This window comes from Kitasatospora sp. NPDC051170, assembly GCF_044455705.1.
Classification (GTDB): Bacteria; Actinomycetota; Actinomycetes; order Streptomycetales; family Streptomycetaceae; genus Kitasatospora.
Map to the genome: position 1 here is coordinate 14,808 of NZ_JBITFA010000001.1, position 11,644 is coordinate 26,451.

15 protein-coding genes are annotated in these 11,644 nt (G+C 73.9%); 7 read left to right on the plus strand and 8 right to left on the minus strand.

The genetic code is table 11. The features are described 5' to 3' along the window. Positions 1–70: 70 nt before the first annotated feature. On the minus strand, positions 71–493 hold the full coding sequence (locus tag ACIBCA_RS00100) for a GNAT family N-acetyltransferase (RefSeq protein WP_396280462.1): 423 nt from the start codon (positions 491–493) through the stop codon (positions 71–73). Positions 494–783: 290 nt separating this feature from the next. On the opposite strand from ACIBCA_RS00100, the gene ACIBCA_RS00105 reads away from it, so the two are divergent. Beyond that, positions 784–1,146 carry an ArsR/SmtB family transcription factor gene (locus ACIBCA_RS00105; RefSeq protein WP_396280463.1) on the plus strand — a complete coding sequence of 121 codons (363 nt, stop codon included), beginning with the start codon at positions 784–786 and terminating at the stop codon, positions 1,144–1,146. A gap of 12 nt (positions 1,147–1,158) precedes the next feature. On the opposite strand, the gene ACIBCA_RS00110 is transcribed toward ACIBCA_RS00105, so the two are convergent. Next, complete coding sequence (locus ACIBCA_RS00110; RefSeq protein ID WP_396280464.1) at positions 1,159–1,803, minus strand: NADPH-dependent F420 reductase; 645 nt, start codon at positions 1,801–1,803, stop codon at positions 1,159–1,161. Between the two features lie 77 nt (positions 1,804–1,880). On the opposite strand from ACIBCA_RS00110, the gene ACIBCA_RS00115 reads away from it, so the two are divergent. Then, entirely contained in the window at positions 1,881–2,246 is a 366-nt protein-coding gene (locus ACIBCA_RS00115) for a winged helix-turn-helix transcriptional regulator (protein ID WP_396280465.1), read from the plus strand. 8 nt (positions 2,247–2,254) lie between these two features. On the opposite strand, the gene ACIBCA_RS00120 is transcribed toward ACIBCA_RS00115, so the two are convergent. Beyond that, positions 2,255–3,232: an ArsR/SmtB family transcription factor gene (locus ACIBCA_RS00120; RefSeq protein ID WP_396280466.1), complete on the minus strand. Its 978-nt coding sequence runs from the start codon at positions 3,230–3,232 to the stop codon at positions 2,255–2,257. 79 nt (positions 3,233–3,311) lie between these two features. On the opposite strand from ACIBCA_RS00120, the gene ACIBCA_RS00125 reads away from it, so the two are divergent. The 3 genes from ACIBCA_RS00125 (at position 3,312) to ACIBCA_RS00135 (ending at position 5,886) form a co-directional block, all read left to right on the plus strand. Further along, positions 3,312–4,547 (plus strand): MFS transporter, encoded by a 1,236-nt coding sequence (locus tag ACIBCA_RS00125; protein WP_396280467.1) that lies wholly within the window; start codon positions 3,312–3,314, stop codon positions 4,545–4,547. Positions 4,548–4,557: 10 nt separating this feature from the next. Then, positions 4,558–5,058 carry a thiol peroxidase gene (tpx, locus tag ACIBCA_RS00130; protein WP_396280468.1) on the plus strand — a complete coding sequence of 167 codons (501 nt, stop codon included), beginning with the start codon at positions 4,558–4,560 and terminating at the stop codon, positions 5,056–5,058. Positions 5,059–5,229: 171 nt separating this feature from the next. Next, a complete protein-coding gene (locus ACIBCA_RS00135) occupies positions 5,230–5,886 on the plus strand; it encodes a hypothetical protein (protein ID WP_396280469.1) in 657 nt (218 codons plus the stop codon). Between the two features lie 28 nt (positions 5,887–5,914). Here ACIBCA_RS00135 and ACIBCA_RS00140 read toward each other — a convergent pair whose 3' ends face one another. The 5 genes from ACIBCA_RS00140 to ACIBCA_RS00160 all read right to left on the minus strand — a co-directional run bounded on the left by ACIBCA_RS00140 (position 5,915) and on the right by ACIBCA_RS00160 (position 9,365). Further along, entirely contained in the window at positions 5,915–6,787 is an 873-nt protein-coding gene (locus ACIBCA_RS00140) for a carboxylesterase family protein (RefSeq protein ID WP_396281208.1), read from the minus strand. A 122-nt stretch (positions 6,788–6,909) separates the two neighbouring features. Continuing rightward, a complete protein-coding gene (locus ACIBCA_RS00145; RefSeq protein ID WP_396280470.1) occupies positions 6,910–7,281 on the minus strand; it encodes a hypothetical protein in 372 nt (123 codons plus the stop codon). A gap of 40 nt (positions 7,282–7,321) precedes the next feature. Beyond that, positions 7,322–7,687: a hypothetical protein gene (locus tag ACIBCA_RS00150; RefSeq protein ID WP_396280471.1), complete on the minus strand. Its 366-nt coding sequence runs from the start codon at positions 7,685–7,687 to the stop codon at positions 7,322–7,324. Between the two features lie 236 nt (positions 7,688–7,923). Beyond that, on the minus strand, positions 7,924–8,487 hold the full coding sequence (locus tag ACIBCA_RS00155; RefSeq protein ID WP_396280472.1) for a DUF1772 domain-containing protein: 564 nt from the start codon (positions 8,485–8,487) through the stop codon (positions 7,924–7,926). A 38-nt stretch (positions 8,488–8,525) separates the two neighbouring features. Beyond that, entirely contained in the window at positions 8,526–9,365 is an 840-nt protein-coding gene (locus tag ACIBCA_RS00160; protein ID WP_396280473.1) for an NmrA family transcriptional regulator, read from the minus strand. A gap of 228 nt (positions 9,366–9,593) precedes the next feature. Between ACIBCA_RS00160 and ACIBCA_RS00165 the strand changes: the two genes are divergently transcribed. Then, positions 9,594–10,016: a hypothetical protein gene (locus ACIBCA_RS00165; RefSeq protein ID WP_396280474.1), complete on the plus strand. Its 423-nt coding sequence runs from the start codon at positions 9,594–9,596 to the stop codon at positions 10,014–10,016. A 122-nt stretch (positions 10,017–10,138) separates the two neighbouring features. After that, a complete protein-coding gene (locus tag ACIBCA_RS00170) occupies positions 10,139–11,644 on the plus strand; it encodes an MFS transporter (RefSeq protein WP_396280475.1) in 1,506 nt (501 codons plus the stop codon).

The window sequence follows — 11,644 nt, forward strand, 5'->3', positions numbered from 1 at the left end:
GCCGCGCGCCGGGGCCGCCCGAGAGGGGCGGCCCCGGCGTGGGCGCGCGGGCTCAGCGCGCTCAGCGGGCTCAGACCAGGCGGTGCATGCCGATCGAATGCGGCGCGGTTGGCACGAACCCGTGCCGGGCGTACAGGCGGTCCGCCGGACCGTCGGCGATCAGCGAGACGTACGCGCCGGGCACCGCCCGCTCCTCCAGGGCCCCGACCAGGGCGGCCATGATGCGGTTGCCGAGCCCCCTGCCCTGGTGCTCGGGCAGGACGCACACGTCGGCGACCTGGTAGACCGTCCCGCCGTCGCCCACCACCCGGCCCATGCCGACCACACCCGCCTCGGGGTGATGGACGGTCACGCCGTACCAGGTGTTCGCCAGCCCGGCCGCGACGGCCTCGGCGGGCCGGTCGGTCATCCCGGCGCCGGTCCGCAGGCCGCGGAAGGTCGCGACGTCGGGGACGCCCACGTGGATCTCGTAAGGGTCAGTACTGTCACTCATACCTTACATACTACCAAGACCCTATCCACCGGTCGTAAGCCGGGTACAGCCGCGCCGCCTCCGCCGTCAACGCCGGCCCCACGCCGTGACCCCTCGCAGAACCGTCCACGACGGCGTCCTCCTCGTCGGTCACGGCCCCGGACCCTACCGGGCGCGGATGTTGCGGTGCTGTTGCGGTCGGCGTGGCCGAGGGGCCCGGCGTAGTAGCGTCGGGCGTGCAAGTCGTGGGCGGGACAAGGATCTTGAAAGCCAACCGGACGGGGGTCGACAGGTGGGAAGGGGTGGTGGGTGTGGCACGGGTCCGCGCGACGGCGCGAGTGATCAAGCACCCCGGCGTGGAGGACGTCAACGTCCAGCAGGTACTGGAGGCACTCGCCGACCCAGCCCGGCGCACCGTGGTGCGCACGCTCGCCCACTCCACCACGCACCTCAGCTGCGGCTCCTTCGACCTCCCCGTCGGCCGCTCCACCACCAGCCACCACTTCACCGTTCTGCGTGAGGCCGGCCTGCTGCGCCAGTACTACATCGGCACCACCAAGATGAACGCCCTGCGCACCGAGGAACTCGAACAGCGATTCCCGGGCCTCCTCCACGCCGTCATCTCCGCCGCCGACAACGAGGCCGCGGGCGACGACGCCGCGGAGAGCGCCTGACGAACCGCTCGCTCACGCGGGCACGCCGGCGTGGGCGAGAGGCGGGGTGATGGCCTGGGCGTCGGCGTGTTCGCCGAGCCAGAGGCCGATGAGGAGGGCGGCGGTGGCCTCGAGGAGGTGGGCGCGGGTGAGGGGGCCGGCTGCGAGGGGGTGGCAGCCGAGGTCGCGGACGAGGTGGTGGGCGGTGGCCAGGGCGTCGGTGTCGTCGCCGCAGAGCGGGACGGCGAGGGGGCGGCCGTCGAAGACGGGTGGGCGCAGGTGCCAGACGCTCTCGTGGCAGAGGTTGAACGCCTTCACCACGTGCGCGCCCGGGGCGGCCGCCGCGATCCGTTCGGCGACGGACGGGCCGGTGCCGGTGGCGAGGGTGAACCCGGGGGCGACGGCGTTGGTCGGGTCCAGTACGGTGCGGCCGGTCAACTCCCGGGCGTAGGTGGCCGCGAGCTCCTCGGCGGCCGCGTACGGGACGGCGAGCAGTACGGCGCCGTCGCCGTGGAGCGCCGCCTCCCGTACGGTGCCCGCGCGGGCGCCGATGCGTGCGGCCGTCGCGGCGGCCCGGGCGGCGTCGCGCCCGCCGACGAGCACCTCGTGTCCGGCCCGCGCCCACTGGCCGCCCAGTGCGGTGGCCATGCCGCCCGTGCCGACGATACCGATCCTCATGGCTCAACTCCCCTGCCGTACCTCGCCCGTGGGCCTGGAGCTCGAAGGTACGACGCCGCTGGTGCACCATTCGGTGTATGAGCGTTCAGCAGGACTTCCTCGCCGACTGTCCGGCCCGCCTGGCCTTCGACCTGCTCGGCCACACCTGGGACCCGGTGGTGCTGTGGGCGCTGCGCCACCGCCCGTACCGGCCCCGGGAGTTGCGGCGGATGATCGGCGGCATCAGCCCCAAGGCGCTGACCGACACCCTCAACCGGCTGCGCCAAGCGGGCCTGCTCGACCGCACCGCCTACCCGGGGGTGCCACCGCACGTCGAGTACGCGCTCACCGAGCTCGGGCGCAGCCTGCTGGGCCCCGTGGAGGCGCTGGGCCTCTGGGCCGCCGAACACGGCGGCGAGGTGGCGCGGGCTTGGGAGGAGAGCGAGCGCCGGGCGCCGGGCTGACCGGGTGATCAGCCCTGCGCGTCGAGGAGGGCGCGGCCGACGCTGGTGGGGAAGTACAGGACGATCCGGCCCTCGCGTCGGCGCCCGACCAGGCGGGCCTCGCGCAGGACGCGCAGGTGGCGGCCGACCGAGCCCAGGGGCAGGCCCGTGAGCGCGACCAGCTGGGTGGTGCTCTTGGGCTCCGCCAGGCGGGCGAGGACGGCGGCCCGGCCGGGGCCGAGCAGGGCGGCCAGCGGGGCCGCGCCCTCCACCGGGACCTCGGCCAGTACGCCCGCGCAGGGGTACACGACCCCGTGGCCGCGTGGCCCCCGCGCGGGGCGCGGCTCGTCCCAGCAGAGCCAGCTCTGCTGAAAGGTCACCGGCACGAACACCAGCCGCGCACCGGCGAGTTGGCGCTCCCCCGCGTCCCCCGTGGTGATCTGCAGCCGCTCCCCGCCGAGCCAGCGCAGCCCCGGGCGGGTGCCGTCCAGCGCCGCCGCCCAGCCGCCCTGCGCCGAGCGGGCCGCGCGGGCGAGGACGTCCGCCTCCAGGACGCGCCGCCGCCGGGCCCAGTCCGGGGCCACCGTCTCCTCCCACGCCCACCGCAGCAGCCGCGCCGCGCACCCGGCGAGGTCCCCGTCCGCGAGCGCGGGCGGCGGCGGTCCGTGCAGGCAGTGCGCGAGGTCGGCCCGGGCCGCGTCCGGGGAGGTGGCACGCACGGACACCAACTCCCCGTCAAAACCAAGGCTTTCAGCAGACGGCACCGGCGTCAGGAACGTCGCGTTCCACCCGCCCCCGAGCGCCGCCGGCACCAGCGCCGCCGCCTGCGGGTCGGCCTCCAGCCGTGCCCGGTAGGCGCCCAGGTGCTCCTCCAGCCAGCGCCGCTGCCCCGGGTGCGCGGCGGCGGGCCGGTGAAGGGTCTTGAGGGCGGCGAGGGTCTCCGCGAGCGGGGAGACGACGAACCGCGCGCCCGCCAGGGTGTCCGCGTCAACCTGCCACCAGCCCATGCCACCCTCCCCCGTACGGGCTTTCGCGCCCCCGCGAAAACCTAACGCCTCCGCCGCCCCCGCCGACACACTGCCCGCCATGCCCACCACCACCTACCGACAGCTGCTGCGCCACCGCGAGTTCGTCGCCCTGTTCGCCTCCACCACCGCCCACACCGCCGCGCAGACGCTCGCCTCCCTCGCCCTCGGCGTCCTGGTGTACGGGCGCAGCGGCTCGCCGCTGCTCTCCTCCCTCGCCATGTTCGGCCCGGCGCTCGCCCAGCTGCTGGGCGCCGCGACGGTCCTGTCCGGCGCGGACCGCCTGCCGCCGCGCCGCGCGCTGAGCGCCCTGGCCGCCGTCTCGGCCGCCGCGACGGCCGTGCAGGCGCTGCCGGGCCTGCCGCTGTGGGCGGTGTTCGCGCCGCTGCTGCCGCTGGGCCTCGCGGGCTGTCTGGCGGGCGGCGTGCGCTACGGGCTGCTCGACGAGCTGCTCAGCCGGGACGGGTACCTGCTGGGCCGCTCGCTCCTCAACGCCTCGACCGGCGTGGTGCAGATCCTCGCCTTCGCGGCCGGCGCCGCCCTGACCGCCGCGCTCACCCCGGGCGGCACCCTGCTGCTGGCCGCCGCCTGCCATCTGCTCGCCGCCGCGACCGCCCGTACGGGCCTGGCCCGGCGCCCGGCCCGCCGCACCGGGGCGGCGACACCGGCCGCCACCTGGTCGGCGACGGCCCGCCTCTGGTCGGACCGCGAGCGGCGGCGGGTGTACCTGGCGCTGTGGGTGCCGGGCGGGCTGATCGTCGGCGCGGAGTCCCTGTTCGTCCCGTACGATCCGGCGCACGCGGGGCTGCTGCTCGCGGCCTCCGCCGCCGGGATGCTCACCGGCGACGCGCTCGCGGCCCGCTTCCTGCCCGCCCGACTGACCGCCCGACTGACCGCCCGACTGCGCGGGCGTCTGGCCATGCCGCTGTGCGCGCTGCTCGCCGGGCCGTACCTCGCCTTCGGCCTGCGGCCGCCGCTGCCGGCCGGGCTGGCGCTGGCCGCCGTCGCGGCGCTGGGGTACGCGAGCGGCCTGCTGCTCCAGCAGCAGCTGCTGGACCGCACCCCGGGCGACCTGACCGGCCACGCCCTGGGTCTGCACACCAGCGGCATGCTCGCCTTCCAGGGCCTGGCCGCCACGGCGGCCGGTGCGGCCGCCCAGGTCACCTCCCCGGCCACGGCGATGTCGCTCACGGCGGCCGCCTCCCTCGCGGCCACCGCCCTCCTGTGGCCCCGGGACCGCCGGGCGGGCAGTAGGATCGACCGCGCTTACACAATTTGTCATCCGCACCGCTGGTAGGAGGCTTTTCATGGCTCAGGTCACGCTGAAGGGGAACCCGGTCCAGGTCGGCGGCGAGCTGCCCGTCACCGGCAGCCAGGCCCCGGCGTTCACGCTGGTCGGCGAGGGTCTCGCGGACTCCTCGCTGAAGGACTTCGTCGGCCTTCGCAAGGTCCTGAACATCTTCCCGAGCGTCGACACCCCGACCTGCGCGACCTCGGTGCGCACCTTCAACGCGAAGGCGTCCGAGCTGGAGAACACCGTCGTCCTCTGCATCTCCGCCGACCTGCCGTTCGCGCAGGCCCGCTTCTGCGGCTCCGAGGGCCTGGACAAGGTCAAGACCCTCTCCACCCTGCGCGGCCGCGACTTCCACGGCGCCTACGGCGTCGACATCGCCGACGGCCCGCTGGCCGGCCTGACCGCGCGCGCCATCGTCGTCCTCGACGAGAACGACACCGTGCTGCACACCGAGCTGGTCGCCGAGATCGCCGACGAGCCGAACTACGAGGCCGCCCTCGCCTCCCTGAACTGAGGCACGGCCGCGAGGGCGGCGTACGGCACCCGCCGTACGCCGCCCTCCGGCGTTTCCGGGCCGTGAGCGTCTCCGGGCCGCACGGAAGCTCCGGGTCGGTGAGAGCGTCGAACTCCTCTTCCCCCCGGTGCACAATGCACCGGGGGGCAACTGGGCGGGGAGGACGGGCACATGGGGAAGTCGGACGGTCCGAGAATCGGGTGGTGGCTGCTGCGCGGGGCGGTGGCCCTGGCGGGGCTCGCCGTCGTGGCGCTCTCCTTCCTCCGGTACGACGCCTTGTACGAGGACGACCGCGCCGTCCTGACCGCGCCCCGGTGCGGTACGCCCGCCGCCGCTCAACACGCGGACTGCGTACGGGTGGAGAGCGCTGCGGTGACGGGGAAGGACGCGAAGGACGGCGACGGTTCGACCCGGTACGAGGTCACCGTGCGCCGCGAGACGGCGGGCGAGAAGACCTTCGAGACCAGCGAGTCGTTCCACGGCGCGGTGCACACGGGCGACGCGGTGGAGCTCAGGATCTGGAAGGGCCGGGTGGCCGAGCTCGCCTTCCGGGACCAGAGCACCCGGCCCGAGAACGTCCCGTTGCTCGGCATGATCTGGGTGGGCCTGCTGGCCGCCGGGGGAACCGCGCTCCTCGTCGCCGGTGTGGCGCGGCCGCCGTACGAGTGGGGAGTTCCGGTCGCGGTGGCGGTCCTGTACTCCCCCGCCGTCTGGTTCTTCGGCATCAGACTGCTGTCCTCCCGGTTGCCGGTGGTGGTCACCCTGGGCGTGCCCGCGCTGGCCTGGCTGGTGGTCACCGGCTTCGCCCTCCGCGTGGTGCGGGACTGAAGCGGCGCGCCGAAGTGGCCCGGGGCCCCTACGGCCGCCCGTCCCAGGCGGGGAAGTCGTACGCGTCCCACAGCTCCCGCTCGTCCTCGCGCGGCGCGTGGCGGACGGTCGGTTCGAGGTCCCAGATCCGGGTGGCCCGGCCGTCCGCCGTGTACCGGGGCCAGCCGGGATCGGCGGCGCGGGCGAAGGAGGTCCAGGCGTCCATCATCCGCCCGGACATCGCGGTCAGCGCCGGCCGCTGCCCGGCGACGGTCTGCGGGCCGCGCGGGTAGGCGTCGAGCACCAGAGTGCCGAAGACGAAGGGCAGTTCGAGGGTGTGCATGGCGCCGAGGTTCTGCGCGGCGGGCAGCCCGGAGGCGTACGGGACGTGCCAGTCGAACTGGTAGACGTAGGTGGGCCGCCACCGCGACTGCGCCTCGGCCAGGCGCAGGTGGGCACCCGCTCGATCTGGTCGCTGAGCATCGCGTTGACGACCCGCCCCTCGGGCAGGCCCGGGCGGTTCGCCGCGTAGCGGTCGTACATCTGCTGCCTGCGCGGCGCGAGGACGGGCGGGATCGCGCGGTAGGCGCTGAGCGGGAGGTCGAGCAGCCGGGGGTTGAGCATCGCCCAGAAGTCGGTCTCGTCGGCGGTGGTGCCGGTCATCACGTCGACGCGCCGGGCGCTCCCGGCCGCGACGCGCTGGAGGACGGGGCCGGAGATGAGGGAGCCGTCGATGTACGGGCCGAAGAAGACGGCCCCGGCCGGGCCGGAGGTGCCGCTCTGGGCGCGCTGCTGGAGTTCGAGGACCTGCCGGGTGGTCAGCCGGTCGAGGTCCGCGACGCTGTGAATGCCGCCGGTGGCGAGGACGTACTCGGCGGTGGCGCGCCGCTCCCGTCCGCCGTCCGTCAGGTACGGCGTCCAGCGTGCGCGCCTGCGGGACGCGGTGTCACCGCCTCCCGGGTGGAGGCGGCGCGACTCCACCCGTGAGTGGAGGCGGCGGACGCCGGATGGGCCAAGCGGGATGGCGGTCCGAACGCCGAGGGCTCACGGCGGCGGGATCGGGCCGGGTGCCGGCAGGTCGCCGGGCCCGGGGCGCCAGGCGCCGCCGCCGGGGAGGTTCTGGACGCCTCCGAGGAAGTAGTCCAGGTCGGGGCGGAGTTCGTGCGCTCCGAGGAGGGTCTGCAGTGGCTGCCGGAGCTCGTCCGGGACGGGGAACACACCGCCTGCCATCCAGAGGTCGTCGCCGAGCTCGTCCGCGAAGAGGTGCCGGATGCTCAGGTACTGGTCGCGGTCCAGCTCGAGTGCGTGGTGCTCCCAGTCGTCGGCGCCGTACCCGCCCAGGCGCCAGGCCACGTTCCGCCCGTCCGTGAAGGGGTAGCCGCCGCCGTCAGGGCGATCGTCGTCAGTGTCGTTCACACCCGAACCGTATGCCCCGATTACCTTCCGGGCACCGGGATTATCGCGGCCAGCGGTGCTCGGTGCCGGTCGGTGGGTGGCGGCGCAGGGGGGCGAGTTCGCGTTCCAGGGTGCGCACGTCGCGGGCGATGCGGGTGGCGATCTCGGCGTGGTCGGTGCCGGCGGGGAGCAGGCGGGACCAGGAGCGGGACTTGGCCGGGCCGTCGTGCACCATGTGGAAGTTGAGCCTCACCGTCCCGGCCACGTCGACCAGGCTGACCAGCACCCTGGTGTCCGTGAGGTCGATGGTGACGTCGTTCCCGATGCACGAGCACGCCACCAGGCCCTCGATGTCCTGCTCGGCCAGGTGCCTGGCCAGCGGGACCGCCCTGCCCCGGACCAGTATCGGACGTTCTACGAGACCCATCGGACCCGCCTCCTCGACCAGCTGCGCCTGACCGACCGCCCGGCCTCGGCGCTTCGCGCGCCGTGACGGACCGGGCACGCCCATGCTCCTCCACACCTCGACCGTGCGCCAAGTCAGCCCCTTCCCAACTGAATTGGGTGAATGCACCGGCCCGGCGCACCGGCGCACACCCGGGCGCACCCGGCGGGTCGGGCCCGCCGGGTGGCGCGCGGGGGTGGCCCGGGGCCGCCCCGGGCTCAGCGGGTGGCGCGGCCGTGCAGGACCAGCGCCCGGGCGAGCGCGCCCAGGCCCGCCGTGCACAGCGCCGTACGCAGCATGTTCGTCGCCACCCAGGTGCCCGCGAACTTCTCCCGCACGGCGGCCAGATCGTGGATCTGCGCCGGATCGCCCGCCGCCGCGAGCTCGTTGTTCAGCGGCACATTCACCCCCATCGTCACCAGCAGCGCCACCGCGTACAGCAGCGTCGCCGCCCCCACCCACAGCGCCACCCGCCGCCGGCCCGCCCGGTGCTGCAGCCACGCCGCGACACCCGTCGCCACGAGCGCACCGACGAAGACCAGGCCGAAGACCCCGTTCTCGATGGACTTGTTGATGTGCTGCATCGCCGTCACGTACGTCCGGTCGTCCCCCGCCGCCAGCCCCGGCATCACCGACACGTCGAACGCGAAGAACAGCCCCGCCATCAACCCCATCGCGATCGTCGCCCCCACCATCACGGGACCGGCGGCCCGACTCCCCGAAGCGGCGGCAGCCACCGGAGCCGAGAACGACGGCGGCACGGTGCTCTGATCGGTAATCATCTCGTGAACCCCTCCCCACTCTCCTCGACGCGACGGGTTCAGGCGTTGAAGACGCCCGTGGCGGCGGCCTCGCGGGCGTAGTCCGCGAAGTCCTTCGCCTTGCGGCCCAGGGCGCGCTCGACGCCGTCGCCGAGGAAGGCGTTGCGGCCGTCGAGGACGAGGGTGAACAGCTCGACGAGGTCCCCGGGCAGGCCCTCCGCCTCCAGGACGGCGCGGTACTCCTCCGCCGTCACGGGAGTGAAGCGGATCGGCCGGCCGGTGGCGAGCGCCAACTCGCCCACGGCGTCGGCGAAGGAGAGCAGCCGGGGACCGGTCAGCTCGTACAGTTCGCCGGCGTGGCCGGGCTCGGTCAGGGCGGCGACGGCGACGTCGGCGATGTCCTCGGCGTCGACGAACGGCTCGAGGGCGTCGCCGACCGGCAGGGCCACCTCGCCCGCGAGGACCGGGTCCAGGAAGAAGGACTCGTCGAAGTTCTGGTTGAACCAGGCGCAGCGCACGATCGTCCACGCGGGCACGCCGGACTCCGTCACGGCCCGCTCCCCCGCCTCCGCGCCCTCCTCGCCGCGCCCGGAGAGCAGGACCAGCCGCCCGACGCCGCGTTCGGCGGCGAGCCGGGAGAAGTCCCGCACGTGCTCGACGGCGCCGGGCAGGGCGAGGTCCGGGTAGTACGTCAGGTACGCGGCGGTGACGCCGTCGAGGGCGGGCAGCCAGGTGCTCTCGTCGTGCCAGTCGAAGGGTACGGCGGCGCTGCGCGAGCCGATCCGTACGTCGTAGCCGCGCTCGATCAGCCGGGTGGCGACGCGGCGGCCGGTCTTGCCCGTGCCGCCGACGACCAGCACCGCGCCCGCGTCGGTCGGCAGAACACCGTTCTCAGTCATCACGATCGTCCTCGTCTCGATAGGTCGGAATCCAGGAGGTCAGGGGGCCGGAGAGGCTTCCTCCTCCTGGTCTCCATCGAAGCGCCCGCCGGGCGCACGGACCATGGCCTGCACGCTCAGGTCCATGCGTGAGCGTCTACACCACCGGACTTGCCCCCGGGGCCGCGCCAGGTCTAGGTTTTGAACGCATTCAATTTGAACGCATTCAAAAGGGCATGGGGGAACACCATGAAAGGTCGGACGCTGCCGCTCGCGGCGAAGGAGTCCCAGCTGATCGTCTTCCTGGCCGGCCTGAGCTGGGCGCCCTTCGGCGTCCAGACGCTCACCGAGGCTTGGGGGAACCCTCCCCTCCTCGCCGTCGAGGGAATGCTCATCACCCTGACGCTGCTGCCGCTGGCCTACTCCGACCGGATCCGGTTCCGTCGCACCACCCTGACCGTGGGCTGGCTGTTCTCCGGTATCCAGATCCTCTTCTCGGCCCCGTGGTTCCTGATCCCCCTGCTCTTCTGGGTGCCCATCATGCCCGCCGGTGTCCTGCTGCTGATCGCGGCGGGGCGGCGCGGCTTCACCACCCGTCTGGTGGTCGCCGCCCTGGTCGCCGCGCTCCCGTACGTCTGGCTCCTCGGCTGGGGCCCCATCGCGCTGTTCTGACGGCCCGGGCGGCGCCGAGCGCGCCCCGAGGCGATGATGGTCCGGCGACGGACCGAAGCCGCCCCGTGAACGGGCGCCCGTCCGAGGGGGCGAGCGGGGGGCGAGCGAAGGAAGGCCCCGGCATGACCGATCCCGTGAAGCCGTCCCCGTCATCCCAACGGCCGCGCCCACTCCCGCCCGGCGTGGTCGAGACCGACGTCCCCGCCCGGCTCGACCGGCTGCCCTGGTCCCGCTGGCACTGGCGCATCGTCATCGGCCTGGGCACCGTCTGGATCCTGGACGGCCTGGAGGTGACGATCGTCGGGAACATGGCCGGCCGTCTCGCCGAGGACGGCAGCGGCATCAGCATCACCACCGCCCAGGTGACCACCGTCGCGGCGGCCGTGTACGTGGCGGGGGCCTGCTGCGGCGCCCTGTTCTTCGGCTGGCTGACGGACCGGCTGGGCCGCAAGAGGCTCTTCATGCTGACGCTCGCCGTCTACCTCGCGGCCACGGCCGTGACCGCCCTCTCCTGGACGGCCTGGTTCTTCTTCCTCTGCCGCTTCTTCACCGGTTTCGGCATCGGCGGCGAGTACGCGGCGATCAACTCGGCCATCGACGAGCTGATCCCGGCCCGGCTGCGCGGCCGCGTCGACCTGATCATCAACGGGAGCTTCTGGATCGGCGCGGGCCTGGGCGCCTTCGCCTCGATCGCCCTGCTGAACACCTCGCTGTTCGCCACCGACGTCGGCTGGCGCCTCGCCTTCGCCATCGGCGTCGTCCTGGGCCTGGTCATCCTCCTGGTGCGCCGCCACGTCCCCGAGAGCCCCCGCTGGCTGTTCACCCACGGCCGGGCGGAGGAGGCCGAACGGGTCGTGGCCGAGGCGGAGCGCGCGATCGAACAGGAAGTCGGCCACCGGCTGCCGCCCGCCGAGGAACCGCCGATCCGGATCCGCGAACGCGAACCCATCGGTTTCACGACGATCGTCCGCACGGTGATCGTCCGCTACCCGCGCCGCACCGCCCTCGGCCTGGCGCTCTTCATCGGCCAGGCGTTCCTCTACAACGCCGTCACCTTCGGCTACGCCACCATCCTCACCACCTACTTCGACGTGCCCGAGGGCGACACCGGCTACTACTTCGCGGTGATCGCCCTCGGCAACTTCCTCGGCCCGCTGCTGCTCGGCCACCTCTTCGACTCCGTCGGCCGCAAGCCGATGATCGCCGGCACCTACCTCGGCTCCGGCCTGCTGCTGTTCGCCACCGCCGCCCTCTTCCAGCGCGGCGCGCTCTCCGCCACCACCATGACGGCCTGCTGGACGGCGGTGCTGTTCCTCGCCTCCGCCGGGGCCAGCGCCGCCTACCTGACGGTCAGCGAGATCTTCCCGCTGGAGACCAGGGCGATGTGCATCGCCTTCTTCTACGCCGTGGGCACGGCCGTCGGCGGCATCAGCGGCCCGCTGCTGTTCAACGGCCTGGTGAGCAGCGGCGAGGTCTCCGACACCACCCTGGCCTTCTGCGTCGGCGCCGCGCTGATGGCGCTCGCCGGTCTGGTGGAGGCGGCCATCGGGGTGAAGGCCGAGCGGCGCAGCCTGGAGTCCCTGGCCGCGCCGCTCAGCGAGGTCACCCCCTCGGCGGAGGAGTCATAG